The sequence below is a fragment of the Pseudomonas sp. NPDC088368 genome, from assembly GCF_044753445.1.
In the GTDB taxonomy this organism is placed as follows: Bacteria; Pseudomonadota; Gammaproteobacteria; order Pseudomonadales; family Pseudomonadaceae; genus Aquipseudomonas; species Aquipseudomonas bambusae.
Window position 1 is genome coordinate 57,979 of sequence record NZ_JBIVNG010000012.1, and the last position, 14,017, is coordinate 71,995.

12 protein-coding genes are annotated in these 14,017 nt (G+C 59.4%); 6 read left to right on the top strand and 6 right to left on the bottom strand.

The window, feature by feature from the left end:
* Positions 1-41 precede the first annotated feature (41 nt).
* The 5 genes from bioD to bioB all read right to left on the bottom strand — a co-directional run bounded on the left by bioD (position 42) and on the right by bioB (position 4,795).
* Positions 42-722, bottom strand: a complete 681-nt coding sequence (bioD, locus tag ACIQAL_RS24840; RefSeq protein WP_401150399.1) for a dethiobiotin synthase — start codon at positions 720-722, stop codon at positions 42-44.
* Between the two features lie 88 nt (positions 723-810).
* On the bottom strand, positions 811-1,659 hold the full coding sequence (gene bioC / locus ACIQAL_RS24845; RefSeq protein WP_401150211.1) for a malonyl-ACP O-methyltransferase BioC: 849 nt from the start codon (positions 1,657-1,659) through the stop codon (positions 811-813).
* Positions 1,652-2,383: an alpha/beta fold hydrolase gene (locus ACIQAL_RS24850; protein ID WP_401150212.1), complete on the bottom strand. Its 732-nt coding sequence runs from the start codon at positions 2,381-2,383 to the stop codon at positions 1,652-1,654. Before ACIQAL_RS24850 ends, bioC begins: the two co-directional genes overlap by 8 nt.
* On the bottom strand, positions 2,376-3,566 hold the full coding sequence (gene bioF, locus ACIQAL_RS24855; RefSeq protein ID WP_401150213.1) for an 8-amino-7-oxononanoate synthase: 1,191 nt from the start codon (positions 3,564-3,566) through the stop codon (positions 2,376-2,378). Before bioF ends, ACIQAL_RS24850 begins: the two co-directional genes overlap by 8 nt.
* 173 nt (positions 3,567-3,739) lie before the next feature.
* Positions 3,740-4,795 (bottom strand): biotin synthase BioB, encoded by a 1,056-nt coding sequence (gene bioB / locus ACIQAL_RS24860; protein ID WP_166595644.1) that lies wholly within the window; start codon positions 4,793-4,795, stop codon positions 3,740-3,742.
* Between the two features lie 107 nt (positions 4,796-4,902).
* Between bioB and ACIQAL_RS24865 the strand changes: the two genes are divergently transcribed.
* The 5 genes from ACIQAL_RS24865 (at position 4,903) to ACIQAL_RS24885 (ending at position 10,510) form a co-directional block, all read left to right on the top strand.
* Positions 4,903-5,637 carry a ComF family protein gene (locus tag ACIQAL_RS24865; RefSeq protein WP_401150215.1) on the top strand — a complete coding sequence of 245 codons (735 nt, stop codon included), beginning with the start codon at positions 4,903-4,905 and terminating at the stop codon, positions 5,635-5,637.
* A gap of 119 nt (positions 5,638-5,756) precedes the next feature.
* Positions 5,757-6,200, top strand: coding sequence for a hypothetical protein (locus ACIQAL_RS24870; RefSeq protein ID WP_401150217.1), 444 nt, complete (start codon positions 5,757-5,759; stop codon positions 6,198-6,200).
* A 280-nt stretch (positions 6,201-6,480) separates the two neighbouring features.
* Positions 6,481-7,245, top strand: a complete 765-nt coding sequence (locus ACIQAL_RS24875) for a TOBE domain-containing protein (protein ID WP_401150219.1) — start codon at positions 6,481-6,483, stop codon at positions 7,243-7,245.
* Positions 7,246-7,350: 105 nt separating this feature from the next.
* Positions 7,351-9,279 (top strand): PhoX family protein, encoded by a 1,929-nt coding sequence (locus tag ACIQAL_RS24880; protein ID WP_401150220.1) that lies wholly within the window; start codon positions 7,351-7,353, stop codon positions 9,277-9,279.
* A 256-nt stretch (positions 9,280-9,535) separates the two neighbouring features.
* A complete protein-coding gene (locus ACIQAL_RS24885) occupies positions 9,536-10,510 on the top strand; it encodes a serine/threonine protein kinase (RefSeq protein WP_401150221.1) in 975 nt (324 codons plus the stop codon).
* A 261-nt stretch (positions 10,511-10,771) separates the two neighbouring features.
* Here ACIQAL_RS24885 and ACIQAL_RS24890 read toward each other — a convergent pair whose 3' ends face one another.
* A complete protein-coding gene (locus ACIQAL_RS24890) occupies positions 10,772-11,287 on the bottom strand; it encodes an ACT domain-containing protein (RefSeq protein WP_166595650.1) in 516 nt (171 codons plus the stop codon).
* A gap of 431 nt (positions 11,288-11,718) precedes the next feature.
* Here ACIQAL_RS24890 and ACIQAL_RS24895 point away from each other — a divergent pair, with 431 nt between their 5' ends.
* Positions 11,719-13,896, top strand: a complete 2,178-nt coding sequence (locus ACIQAL_RS24895) for a malate synthase G (RefSeq protein WP_401150222.1) — start codon at positions 11,719-11,721, stop codon at positions 13,894-13,896.
* Positions 13,897-14,017 lie beyond the last annotated feature (121 nt).

The following is a 14,017-nucleotide window of genomic DNA, read 5'->3' on the forward strand; positions in this document are numbered from 1 at the left end:
ATAGAGGTCACAGACGGCACGCTAAAGACGGGCTGTTTCCGCTAATCCAACAGTTCCAAATGCAAATGCTCGGCAATCATTTCCGGCGTCGCTTTCTTCATGTGCGGCACGCGCCCTAAACAGGGCGCAGGCAGGCGCTCGGCCAGGGTGGCGAGGTTTTCTTCGAGGCGAGACGTCTTCGGGTCGATGATGTTCGCTACCCAACCTGCCAGTTGCAGGCCGTCATTGGCGATGGCTTCAGCCGTCAGTAAGGCATGGCTGATGCAGCCAAGACGCACGCCCACCACCAGAATGACCGGCAGCCTCAGAGCGACGGCGAGATCAGAGAGATTGGCCTGATCTGCCAGCGGCACGCGCCAGCCACCCGCGCCTTCGATTAGCGTGAAATCAGCCTGTTTTTCCAGGATATGGCGCATTGGCCCAAGCAGGGACGCAACGGTCAGCGCAACACCGGCTTCGCGAGCGGCCAGGTGTGGAGCAATGGCCGGCTCGAACGCGACCGGATTCACCTCTTCGTAGGTCAACTGAATCGAGCATTCAGCGCGTAACGCGATGGCATCGGGATTGCGCAGCCCTTTCGGCTTCACATCGCAGCCCGATGCAACAGGTTTACCGGCGGCCGTGCTCAACCCGGATTGGCGCGCCGCATATAACAGCCCGGTGGCAACGGTGGTTTTGCCAACATCGGTGTCGGTTCCCGCGATGAAATACGCAGCACTCATCTTGGCGACCATCCGTTCAGATTTTTTCAAACTATTGCTCACTCACTATAGCGCTCACGCGAACGACGCTCATGAAACCGGTCACTTTTTAAACAGTCGCCGGTTTTTCCAACACGGCGTAAACCACTTGATACGTCGCAGGCAGGCCTTTTTCCTGTCGAAACGTTTCGTAGGCGTCGATCAACGCCTGAATCCGCACCCGACCAGTCAAACCTCCCGGCCTGCCCGGATTGATGTTGTGCGCACCCAGCGCTTTCAATTCGTGGGTCAGGCTGCGGACATCGGGGTAATGCAGCACATGGGGCAACACACTCAGGCTGCGCACTTGCAAGCCACTCGCCGCGCACAGACGTTGATACTCGTCGAACTCACGGAAGCGATTCACATGGACCATACCGTCCACCGCCTGCCAACTGTCGCGCAGCTCGTAAAGCGTACCGACACACAAGCTGGCGAAGCCGAACACGCCCCCTGGCCTCAGCACGCGACGGGCTTCGGACAACACCGAGGCGAAATCAGAGCACCATTGCACGGCCAGGCTGGAAAACATCAGGTCAACGCTGGCGTCGCGCAGCGGCAGGTTTTCGGCATCACCCACCACGTAATGATCCGCGCCGCCCAAGGGCCGTGCGTGATTGAGCATGCCTTCGGCAATGTCCAGCGCAAGGCCTTCGCCATGAGGGAAACGTTGAGCCAGCGCACGACTGAAATAGCCAGTGCCGCTGCCGAGATCAAGCCAACGAGCGGGCGTCGTCTCAGGCAGACGCGCCATCAACTCGGTGCCGACCGCACGCTGCAATTCGGCAACGCTGTCGTAACTCGCCGCCGCCTTGGAGAACGACGCCGCCACCTGACGTTTGTCAGGTAAAGGGTTTTCGGTTTTTGCCTGTTGCTGTTTCACGGCCTTCAGCACCGCACAGTGGGAAAGATCAGTCATCACCGGACTCATGTAAAAAAGCCTGGACCGCCGCGGCCACGCCGTGGGGGTTTTCCAGGATAAATGCGTGACTGGCCTGCTCGATCACGCCGACTTCGATATCCGGCAACAGCGTGAGCAGATCAGCCGACGCTTCGGCAGGCACCAGCGCATCGAGGCCACCGAACAGGTGCAATTGCGGGCCGCGATAGGCTTGCAGCGCAGCGCGAGTGTCCATCTGTTCGAGCAATTTGAGGCCTTCGATCAGGCCATTGCTGGTGCCGTGGGGCGCGCCCGCTTTGAGCTGTCGTGACAGGGCACGCGGCTCTTCGGCACCTTGCACGCACAAAAGGCTGAAGCGCTTGAGCGTGGCATCGGGATCGGCTTTGCAGCCCGCGATGAACGCGTCGAAATCGGTTTGCGGCATCGCGCTCGGCCACTGACTGCGGGCGACGAAGCAGACGTTACTGGCAAAGGTCGCCAGCCCGCAGCAACGCTCGCCACGTCGCGCTGCCAACTCTGCCGCCAACATGCCACCGAGGGACCAGCCGCCCAACCAGGCGTTGTCGGGCAGGGTCGAATCCAGCTCATCGAGCCATTCGTTGAGGTCATCAGTGTCCAGATCCGGCAACGGCTCGATCTCGACGTGCAGGTGTTCGTCCAGACCGCGCAACGCGGCGGCCAACGGCTCCAGCGGCGTCACGCCAAGCCCCCAGCCCGGTAACAGGATCAACCGATCACGCATGTTGTGGCTCCACCGATTCGCCTGTTCCCAGCAGCGGATAGCACTGCTCCAGTGCATCCAACAATAGCTGCACTTGGGCTTCACTGTGGGCGGCGGAGAGCGTGACCCGCAAACGCGCGCTGCCTGCGGGAACGGTCGGAGGACGAATCGCGGTGACCATCAGGCCGCGCTCACGCAGCATCTGTGACAAGCGCAAGGCTCGGTCGCTGCTGCCGATGAGGATCGGCTGGATCGGTGTGAAGCTGTCCATCAGCTCAAGCCCGATAGCCTGAGCGCCTTCTCGGAACTGCTTGATCAGCGCCTGCAAATGCTCGCGACGCCAATGCTCGCGACGCAGCAGCTCAAGGCTTTTCAGGGTGGCGCAGGCCAGCGCGGGTGGCTGGCTGGTGGTGTAGATATAAGGGCGAGCGAACTGGATCAGCGTCTCGATCAGCTCCTCGCTTCCGGCCACGAACGCACCGGCCGTGCCGAAGGATTTGCCGAGGGTGCCGATTAGCACGGGCACGTCTTCCATGCTCAAGCCGAAGTGTTCGACGATCCCCGCGCCATTGGCGCCCAACGGTCCGAAACCGTGAGCGTCATCGACCATCAGCCACGCGTTTTTGGCCTTGGCAACCTTGGCCAATGCAGGCAGGTCAGCGATGTCGCCGTCCATGCTGAACACGCCGTCGGTGACCACCAGCGTATCGCCGACCGCCTTCTCCAGCCGCGCGTTCAGGCTGTCGGGATCGTTGTGCAGATAACGGGAAAACCGTGCGCCACTCAGCAAGCCGGCATCGAGCAGCGAAGCATGGTTGAGGCGATCTTCCAGCACGGTGTCGCCCTGCCCCACCAACGCGGTCACGGCGCCAAGGTTGGCCATGTAACCGTTGGAGAACAGCAATGCGCGAGGGCGGCCAGTGAGGTCAGCCAGCGCTTCTTCAAGTTCATGGTGCGGCGTGCTGTGGCCGATCACCAGATGCGACGCCCCACCGCCCACGCCCCAGCGCTCGGCGCCTGCCTTCCACGCAGCGACGACGTCGGGGTGATTGGCCAGGCCCATGTAATCGTTGTTGCAGAACGCCAGCAAGGGCTGGCCGTCCACGACGACTTCAGGGCCTTGAGGGCTCTGCAACAGAGGGCGTTGGCGGTAGAGGTGGTCGGCACGACGGGCAGCGAGACGTGCGCTCAGATCGAAAGACATGCAGGCCTCGGGTCAGATGCAATGCGCATTTCCCTGTAGGAGTGAGCTTGCTCGCGATTGCAGTGTGTCAGTCACGTTATGTGTTATAGACAAATCTCAATCGCGAGCAAGCTCACTCCTCCAGTTTTTGTGCATGCCACAGGTTGTATATAGGCAGTGAACTAGCGTCAGTCTTAAACCGCCGCGTCGTAAAACATCTCGCTGCTCTTCTGCTCGATCAGCGCCTGTTCGATCGCTGCCTGATGCACTTCGTCCGAATGCTCTTCACGGGCTTCCGGCTGAATGCCCAGACGCGAGAACAGCAGCATGTCCTTGTCAGCCTGCGGGTTGGCGGTGGTCAGCAGTTTGTCGCCGTAGAAAATCGAGTTGGCGCCGGCGAAGAACGCCAGGGCTTGCATCTGATCGTTCATCGCTTCGCGGCCTGCGGAGAGGCGCACGTGAGATTGCGGCATCAGGATGCGCGCCACGGCCAGCATGCGGATGAAGTCGAATGGATCGACGTCTTCGGCATTGGCCAGCGGCGTACCGGCGACTTTCACCAACATGTTGATCGGCACCGACTCCGGGTGCTCTGGCAGGTTGGCGAGTTGGATCAGCAGGTTGGCGCGGTCGTCCAGCGACTCGCCCATGCCCAGGATGCCGCCGGAGCAGATCTTCATGCCCGCATCTCGCACGTACGCCAGGGTCTGCAGACGCTCGCTGTAGGTGCGGGTGGTGATGATGCTGGTGTAGAAATCCGGCGAGGTATCGAGGTTGTGGTTGTAGTAGTCCAGGCCCGCATCAGCAAGCGCCTTAGTCTGGTCCTGATCGAGCTTGCCCAGGGTCATGCACGTTTCCAGGCCCATGGCTTTCACGCCTTTGACCATCTCCAGCACGTAGGGCATGTCTTTGGCGGACGGGTGTTTCCACGCAGCGCCCATGCAGAAACGGGTCGAACCGATCGCTTTGGCGCGAGCAGCCTCTTCCAGCACTTGCTGGACCTGCATCAGCTTTTCTTTTTCGAGGCCGGTGTTGTAGTGACCGGATTGCGGGCAGTACTTGCAATCTTCCGGGCAGGCGCCGGTTTTGATCGACAGCAGGGTGGAGACTTGCACGCGGTTGGCGTCGAAATGAGCGCGATGCACGGTTTGCGCCTGAAACAGCAGGTCATTGAACGGCTGTGTGAACAGCGCCCTGACCTCGGCTAAGGTCCAGTCGTGACGCAAAGTGGCATTGATGCTGGCGCTCATGGGCGGCTCCTTCATGTATTTGGCAAGTACCCGGGCGGTTCGGCAATCGACCAAACCTGAAAGTCCACAGGCGCAACACGGATGTTCGGCATAGTTAAGGAAGCGACATGCGCTGTCAACCACACAACGGGCATCAGGTTTACATCTGGTTAAAAAACGTACAAACCTGTTTATTGTGCGATGAGCAGACCGATTCAGAGAGCTCAATCTGCACCCCGTGCGAAAGCGACCTGCCCTGGTTGATCGATCAATGCGACCGCTGCGCGCTGCCCATGCCGATGAAGGGCCTGACCTGTGCGCAGTGCACGCAACACTCCCCGGCCTTCAACGAAGTCATCGTGCCGTGGCTTTACGACTTCCCCATCGACGCGTTGGTCACACGCTTCAAGCACCAAGGCAAATGGCCGTTGGGCAGGCTGCTCGCAGAATTGCTCGGCCAGACCTTGCAACATCGATTCGACGAAGGTCTGGCCCGACCCGACTTCATGATTCCCGTGCCCCTCGCCCACAAGAGGCTGCGCCAACGGGGTTACAACCAGGCTGCCATGCTCGCGCACTGGCTGGGGTCGCAATTGGGGCTATCGATAGATGAGCGGCTGATCAAACGCGTAAAGGAAACGCCAGCGCAACAAGGCCTCGATGCCAAGGCCCGCAAGCGTAATTTGCGCGATGCATTTGCCTTGGCGGACGCCGCGAAAATCGTCGGCCAACACGTCGCGCTCATTGATGACGTACTCACCACAGGCTCGACCGCCGATGCGCTGGCGAGGCTGTTGATCAGTGCCGGGGCGAAGAAGGTGGATGTGTACTGCTTGGCGAGGACGGCGAAGCCTGGTGACTGAATGTTTCAAGACGGAGTCTGGCGGTTTTGCAGCGCTACAATGCGCGCCTTTCGGCTCTCGGACACCAACCGCTTCAAATGCAATGGAATGATCTGGTCATCAATGGAGCCACAACAAGCATGGCTCACCTGCAACCGTTCGAAATGGTTTTCGACGTTGCAAGCCAACCGCTCACCGTGCGCTTCGAGTTCGGTTTCCACTGCTTTTCCGACGACAAGGGCAACGGTGAGGCATTGGTCCATAAAGGCGAGCGTCGTTACTTTTGCTCCACCCGATACTTCTGCAGCCGCCAGCTGCGGGACTATATCGACAGACGTTTCATCGACGGCATAGCGGTGCCTCACAACAGCCGCAAAGGTGGCCAGCGGTACTTTTGTCTGGATCTGCATGAGTACGCGATCTTCTTCTCGATCAGCAAGCCCGCCCAAACAACAAACTACCTTCGGCTTCATGTGATTTCCGCCTACGTCGTTGAAAACTGGGGCCGCCATTCCTTGCCCAGAGGCAAGCCCTATAACGTGCGCTACATCCTGAAGCTGCGTAACGAAGGGAAGTCGGTATAGCAAGAAGCAAAAAGCCCCGGAGCTTTCGCACCCGGGGCTTTTGCTAAATCTGAAATCGGCCTGTCCTTTCGGTGTCGCCACCTTATCCTGCTCACGGGCTAGGAGAGCTTTCGCTCCGAAATCGATACCCCTTCAAAGAAGGTTCCGGTCTGTATCGACGGCAGCGACTATATCAAACAATCCTGTCCAGGGCTAACCCACTGATGCAGACGAGTGAACCGGCTTTAGCCGTTCTGGCTTACACTCCCGCCCGTCATCACCACAAAAAATCCGACCCGACATGTCCCTACCGCCCTCTCTCTCGCAACACATGGTCCGTCGCCCCCATCGCATCGCGCTGTTGCAGCATATTGCCGAGCAGGGGTCCATCACCCGTGCGGCGAAGAGTGCGGGGTTGAGTTACAAGGCAGCGTGGGATGCCATTGATGAGCTGAACAATCTGGCGCTGAAACCGTTGGTAGAGCGCAGTGTCGGCGGGCGTGGTGGCGGCGGGGCGAAGTTGTCGGCGGAAGGCGAGCGAGTGTTGCGTCTTTATCAGCGCTTGCAGGCGTTACAGACCCAGTTGCTGGAAACCCCTGAAGAGTCGAGCGATTTGGCGCTGCTCAGTCGTTTAATGCTGCGCACCAGCGCCCGCAATCAGTTACACGGCCAGGTCGCGAGCATCACGCCCTCGGGTCGCAATGACATGATCGGATTGACCCTCGCCGGTGGCCTGTCCATTGATGCGCAAATCACCCATGACAGCACGCTACGACTGGAGCTGGAGAAAGGTGCCGACGTGTTCGCGCTGATCAAGGCCAGTTGGCTGGAGTTGTTGTCGCCGGACCAATCTGCAACACCTGGTCACAATTGCCTGAGCGGCAAAATCGACGAGATTCTCGACGGCGAAGACGGCCCCAGCGAGGTACGGATCGCCCTGTCGAGCAGCCAGATTCTGTGCGCGGTGGCAGAGCCCGATCATGTCAACACCTTGAAATTAAAGGCGGGCAGCGACGTGAAAGTACAGTTCGCGCCCTCTTATGTATTGATCGGAACGCCGCTGTAAATCGTTTGAAAAAGGCTCACAGGGGAGCCAGCGTCGTCATCGGACGGACACAATAGCGTCATCCGGGCGGAATATGGTCTGCGCAAAAACCGCAGGAAGCCCGTGATGAAATTATTAGAAGAACATCAGTCCACAGACCTCGAAACACTGGTGCAGCAAAACAGTATCGGCCTCACCCGGCGAGGCTTCATCAGCGCGGGCGCTCTGTGTGGCGCAGCGATGTTTCTGGGTGGCAACCTGATCAGTCGCAGTGCCATGGCTGCCGGTGTCAGCGCGGGCAACCGCACGTTGCTTGGCTTTGACAGCATCGCCTCTTCCTCCGCTGACAGCATTGCGCTGCCGCCCGGCTACACATCTTCCGTCCTGATCAGTTGGGGTCAGCCTCTTCACGCGGGCGGCCCCGCTTTCGACCCGTCCGGCAAGGGCACCGCGAAGGCGCAGGAACTTCAATTCGGCGATAACAACGACGGCATGAGCCTGTTCACCTTTCCCGGTGACGACGTCAATAACGCCACCCGCGCGCTGATGGCCATCAACAACGAATACACCAACTACCGCTACCTGTTCGATCACGGCAAAGACCCACAATCCGCCGATGACGTGCACAAGGCATTGGCCAGCGAAGGTGTTTCGGTGATCGAAGTGAAGCGTGAAGGTGGCCAGTGGAAGTTCGTGCAACGCTCAAAATACAACCGCCGCGTGCACGGCAACACGCCGATTCATCTCAGCGGCCCGGCAGCGGGACACGAGTGGCTAAAGACGGCCGCCGATAAAACCGGTAAGAACGTTCTCGGGACCTTTCAGAACTGCGCCAATGGCAAGACGCCGTGGGGCACTTATCTGACGTGCGAAGAGAACTTCACCGACTGCTTCGGCAGCAGTGATCCTGCACAGCAATTCGACGCCGCTGCCAAGCGCTACGGCGTTGTCGCCACCAGCAAGGAAGTGAACTGGCATCCCCACGACCCGCGCTTCGACGTCGCCAAAAACCCGAACGAATTAAACCGTCATGGCTGGGTCGTGGAGATCGATCCGTTCGACCCGAAATCCACGCCTGTCAAACGCACGGCCCTGGGCCGTTTCAAGCATGAAAACGCGGCGATCACAGAAACGAAAGATGGCCGCGCAGTGGTTTACATGGGCGACGACGAGCGCGGTGAGTTCATCTACAAGTTCGTCAGCCGCGACAAGGTTAATCACAAGAACCTAAAAGCCAATCGCGACATCCTTGATCACGGCACCTTGTACGTTGCGCAGTTCGATAACGGCGACAGCAATGCCGATCACCCCAAAGGCCAAGGCAAGTGGGTGGAACTGACTCATGGCAAAAACGGGGTCGATGCGTCGAGCGGTTTTGCGAATCAGGCGGAGGTGCTGATTCATGCGCGCTTGGCGGCGAGTGTGGTTAAAGCGACGCGAATGGATCGGCCCGAGTGGATCGTGGTCAGCCCCAAGGACGGTCAGGTCTATTGCACGCTGACCAACAACGTCAAGCGTGGCGAGGAAGGCCAGCCAGTGGGCGGCCCGAACCCGCGGGAGAAAAACCAGTACGGCCAGATTCTGCGCTGGCAGGAAACCGGTTCGGATGCGGCATCGATGGATTTTGCGTGGGATCTGTTCGTGGTCGCGGGCAATCCCGGGGTGCACGCGGGCAAGCCTCAAGGCGGTTCGAGCAACATCACCCCGCAGAACATGTTCAACAGCCCCGACGGTTTAGGTTTCGACAAGGCCGGGCGGTTGTGGATTCTCACCGATGGCGATTACTCGAATACCGGGGATTTTGCGGGCATGGGCAATAACCAGATGCTGTGCGCCGACCCTGCCACTGGCGAGATTCGCCGGTTCATGGTCGGGCCGGTGGGTTGCGAAGTGACTGGCATCAGTTTTGCGCCAGACCAGAAAGCGCTGTTCGTGGGGATTCAGCACCCCGGCGAAAAAGGCGGCTCGACTTTCCCGGAGCATCTGCCCAATGGCAAACCGAGGTCGTCGGTGATGGTGATCACGCGGGAAGATGGCGGGGTGATTGGGGCTTGATTCAGCGCCATCCCCAGGCGGTATAAGGCGCACCTGTGGGAGTGAATTCGTTCGCGAATCGAGGGTACATCCGATGCATTTGATTGGGATGTACCACCGTATCGCGAATGAATTCGCTCCCACAGTTCAACTGAGGCGCCGACAACATTTCGTGCAGCCCTTAAACCCCGAGCACATAACGCGTTGTGTCGGCCATCCCATGCCTGAGTTACCATGACGGGCCCGACGCGGCAGCCTGCTGCGCGCAGGAGTCAGCATGGCCCACCCGTTTGCGACACTCACACCCGACCTTGTCCTGGACGCCGTTGAAAGCATCGGTTTTGTCAGCGACGCTCGCATTCTCGCGCTCAACAGCTACGAGAACCGCGTCTATCAGGTTGGCATCGATGAAAGCCAGCCCCTCATCGCCAAGTTTTACCGCCCTAATCGCTGGACAACCGAGGCGATTCTCGAAGAACACAGCTTCACTGCCGAACTGGCTGAAGTGGAAATCCCGGTGGTCGCACCCCTTATCCACAACGGGCAAACGCTGTTCGAACACGCAGGCTTTCGCTTTACCCTCTTCCCGCGTCGTGGCGGTCGCGCACCGGAGCCGGGTAATCTCGACCAGCTCTATCGCCTCGGCCAACTGCTGGGCAGGATTCACGCGGTCGGCGCCACTCGGCCTTTCGAGCACCGCGAAGCGCTGGGCGTGAAAAACTTCGGCCACGACTCGCTGAATTATCTGCTGGAAAATGACGTGATCCCGCGCAGCCTTCTGCCTGCCTACTCGTCGGTTGCCAAAGATCTGCTCAAGCGTGTCGAAGATGCCTACGCCGCAACGCCGCACCAGAACATCCGCATGCACGGCGACTGCCACCCCGGCAACATGATGACTCGCGATGAGATCTTCCACATCGTCGACCTCGACGACTGCCGGATGGGGCCTGCTGTGCAGGACGTCTGGATGATGCTCGCCGGAGACCGTCAGGATTGTCTGAGTCAGCTGTCGGAATTGATGGATGGCTACAACGAGTTTCACGATTTCGATCCTCGCGAACTCGCGCTGATCGAACCGCTGCGCGCCTTGCGCCTGCTGCATTACAGCGCCTGGCTGGCCCGCCGCTGGGATGACCCGGCATTCCCCCACAGCTTTTCCTGGTTCGGCACTGAACGCTATTGGGGCGATCAAGTGCTGGCGCTGCGCGAGCAACTGGCGGCACTGAACGAAGAGCCGTTGAAGCTGTTTTGAACCGTGCCACTACCGGTCGATAGCACCTGCGCGAACTGATCAAATAACAAACAAATCGCTGTAAGCCCCGCCGCCCGTGGCTTACAGCGATGTTTGCGCAGGTTATCCACAGCCTGGTTCAAGTTATTTGTGCACAAGCCCCTGAATTTGCTGGTTTTTTGATCAACCGTCTCAAAGCGTTGACCAGTAAGGGCTGCGCGCCTGTATCCGCAGCTTATCCACAGGCAGACTCATGGAAAAACTGGATAACTGTGCGACGGCTCAGTCGTCAGACTTGATCTTCAATTCCACCATCAGCTCGTCCGCCAATGTTTCCAGCCGTTCCTGCAACGCATCGAGCGAGAGGTTCACCGGCAGACCCAAGAGTGCCTGGGCGCGGAAAAGCGTTTCATTGCTCATGGGCGCCGGTTCGACGCTGGTTACCAGACGCTCGACGTTAACGCCCTGCTCGCTCAACAGGCGAGTCACGTCTCGAACGATCCCCGGCCGATCATTGCCCACCAACTCCATAGTGATGGGTTTCGAGTACGAAACAGGCTCGCCGCCGACGTCAGCGAACTGCACGCGAATACCGTGGGAGAGCCCCTGCAGTGCACTCCTCAAATCATTTTGCGATTCAGCGGGCACATCGACGCGAACAATGCCGGCGAACTGACCGGCCAAATGAGCCATACGGCTTTCCAGCCAATTGCCACCGTGATTTGCAATGCACGAGGCGATCTGTTCGACCAGCCCTGGTTTGTCCGGGGCAGTGACGGTAAAGATGAGCTGATGCACTGTGAACTCCTTCTGCTTTATGTGTCCGCTGGCCGAACCTCGGCGCTTGCGGCTGCCCGGCAAGTATAGGCAAGGGCTGGAGGTGCGCCTGAATGCTTCCTCGGGAAACGATTTGTGTACCGTTTTTATAATTATCTGGAACAATTCTCCTATTTTTTGAGAACATATGTAACCCCAGCGTGACCATTTGTGAAAAACCAGTCGTTCGGTGACATATTTAGTCTGATTTTCACGCCGCAACTCATCATGTAGTATTCCGCCGCGTCCACTACATAAACGTTGGGATGATGCCTGACTCGGTATCTCTGCTCGTCAACCCTTACGCCCAGCCGCCTGCGAAGGCATGTTCTGGCGAGGGTGAGCAGCGATGTCGGTGGCTTTAACAAGAAAGCGCCAAGAGGCGCGGATAGCTGAGCAGAGTGAGGCAAGCAATGACTGAACACGTTCAAGTCGGTGGCCTTAAGGTCGCCAAAGTCCTTCTGGATTTCGTGAACAACGAAGCCATTCCCGGAACCGGTATTGAAGCCTCGGCGTTCTGGGCCGGTGCCGACGCGCTCATCCACGAGCTGGCACCGAAGAACAAAGCCCTGCTCGCCAAACGTGACGACTTCCAGGCGCGCATCGATGCCTGGCACCAGTCCAACGCCGGCAAGGCCCACGACGCCGTTGCCTACAAGGCGTTCCTGCAGGAAATCGGTTATCTGCTGCCAGAAGCGGCGGACTTCCAGATCACGACGCAAAACGTCGATGAAGAAATAGCCTCCATGGCCGGCCCGCAACTGGTGGTCCCGGTGATGAACGCCCGCTTCGCGTTGAATGCTTCGAACGCCCGCTGGGGTTCGCTGTACGACGCGCTGTATGGCACCGACGCCATCTCCGAAGCCAACGGCGCTGAAAAGGGCAAAGGCTATAACAAGGTCCGGGGTGACAAGGTCATCGCCTTCGCCCGGGCCTTCCTCGACGAAGCCGCGCCACTGGCCGCGGGCTCCCACGTCGATTCCACCGGCTATAAGATCGTCGACAGCGTTTTGATCGTCGGTCTCAAAGGTGGCAGCAACACCGGTCTGCGTGACGATGCGCAACTGATCGGGTTCCAGGGCGATGCTTCGGCGCCGACCGCCCTCCTGCTCAAGCACAATGGCCTGCACTTCGAAATTCAGATCGACGCGACCACCCCCGTCGGCCAGACCGACGCAGCGGGCATCAAAGACGTGCTGATGGAAGCCGCGCTGACCACCATCATGGACTGCGAAGACTCCATTGCGGCCGTAGACGCCGACGACAAAGTCGTGGTCTACCGCAATTGGCTGGGCCTGATGAAGGGCGATCTGTCCGAAGAAGTGTCGAAGGGCGGTGCCAGCTTTACCCGCACCATGAATCCGGACCGCGTCTACACCTCGCCAAAAGGCGAGCCGGTGACGTTGCACGGCCGCTCGCTGCTGTTCGTGCGCAACGTCGGTCACCTGATGACCATCGACGCAATCCTCGACAGCCAAGGCAACGAGGTGCCGGAAGGCATTCTCGACGGCCTGCTGACCAGCCTTGCGGCGATTCACAACCTCAAGGGCGCCACCTCGCGCGCCAACAGCCGCAAGGGTTCGCTGTACATCGTCAAACCGAAGATGCACGGCCCCGAAGAAGCGGCGTTCACCAACGAGCTGTTCGGTCGCATCGAAGACGTGCTGAGCCTGCCGCGCAACACGCTGAAAGTCGGGATCATGGACGAGGAACGCCGTACCACGGTCAACCTCAAGGCGTGCATCAAAGCGGCCAGCGAGCGCGTGGTGTTCATCAACACCGGCTTCCTGGACCGCACCGGCGACGAGATTCACACCTCCATGGAAGCAGGCCCCGTCGTGCGCAAGGCGCAAATGAAGGCCGAGAAATGGATCGGTGCCTACGAGAATTCCAACGTCGATATCGGCTTGAAATGCGGTCTGCAAGGGCGCGCGCAAATCGGTAAAGGCATGTGGGCCATGCCGGACCTGATGGCCGCGATGCTGGAACAGAAAATCGCTCACCCGCTGGCCGGTGCCAACACGGCATGGGTGCCGTCGCCGACCGCAGCAGCGTTGCATGCGCTGCACTATCACAAGGTCGATGTGTTCGCCCGTCAGGCCGAACTGGCCCAACGGGCACCGGCGTCGGTCGATGACATTCTGACCATCCCGCTGGCGCCGAACACGAACTGGACGCCTGAGGAGATTCAGAATGAGTTGGACAACAACTCACAAGGCATCCTCGGTTACGTGGTGCGCTGGATCGATCAGGGCGTGGGCTGCTCGAAGGTGCCTGACATCAATGACGTTGGCCTGATGGAAGACCGCGCGACACTGCGAATCTCCAGCCAGCACATCGCCAACTGGCTGCGTCATGGCGTAGTCAGCGAGGCGCAGGTGATGGAAAGCCTTAAACGCATGGCGCCGGTGGTGGACCGTCAGAACGCCAGCGATGCACTGTACCGCCCGCTGGCCCCGGACTTCGACAGCAACATCGCCTTTCAGGCAGCGGTCGAACTGGTGATTGAAGGCACGAAACAGCCGAACGGCTATACCGAGCCGGTGCTGCACCGCCGTCGCCGGGAGTTCAAGGCGAAGAACGGGCTGTAACTCGGGCCCAAACCAAAAAGGCGGTGTGTCGCAGGACACACCGCCTTTTTTATTCCCATCGTTGCGCGGTCGCTCTGACGAATGCAGATCAACCTGTGGGAGCGAATTCATTCGCGCGAGG

What these genes read in the sequence shown, in the direction of transcription:
- bioC (WP_401150211.1), bottom strand. Translation starts at nt 1,659, where the DNA reads ATGACTGATCTTTCCCACTGTGCGGTGCTGAAGGCCGTGAAACAGCAA.
- bioB (WP_166595644.1), bottom strand. Translation starts at nt 4,795, where the DNA reads ATGAGCGCCAGCATCAATGCCACTTTGCGTCACGACTGGACCTTAGCC.
- ACIQAL_RS24875 (WP_401150219.1), top strand. Translation starts at nt 6,481, where the DNA reads ATGTCCCTACCGCCCTCTCTCTCGCAACACATGGTCCGTCGCCCCCAT.
- ACIQAL_RS24870 (WP_401150217.1), top strand. Translation starts at nt 5,757, where the DNA reads ATGGCTCACCTGCAACCGTTCGAAATGGTTTTCGACGTTGCAAGCCAA.
- ACIQAL_RS24850 (WP_401150212.1), bottom strand. Translation starts at nt 2,383, where the DNA reads ATGCGTGATCGGTTGATCCTGTTACCGGGCTGGGGGCTTGGCGTGACG.
- bioF (WP_401150213.1), bottom strand. Translation starts at nt 3,566, where the DNA reads ATGTCTTTCGATCTGAGCGCACGTCTCGCTGCCCGTCGTGCCGACCAC.
- ACIQAL_RS24865 (WP_401150215.1), top strand. Translation starts at nt 4,903, where the DNA reads ATGCGCTGTCAACCACACAACGGGCATCAGGTTTACATCTGGTTAAAA.
- ACIQAL_RS24895 (WP_401150222.1), top strand. Translation starts at nt 11,719, where the DNA reads ATGACTGAACACGTTCAAGTCGGTGGCCTTAAGGTCGCCAAAGTCCTT.
- ACIQAL_RS24880 (WP_401150220.1), top strand. Translation starts at nt 7,351, where the DNA reads ATGAAATTATTAGAAGAACATCAGTCCACAGACCTCGAAACACTGGTG.
- ACIQAL_RS24885 (WP_401150221.1), top strand. Translation starts at nt 9,536, where the DNA reads ATGGCCCACCCGTTTGCGACACTCACACCCGACCTTGTCCTGGACGCC.
- bioD (WP_401150399.1), bottom strand. Translation starts at nt 722, where the DNA reads ATGAGTGCTGCGTATTTCATCGCGGGAACCGACACCGATGTTGGCAAA.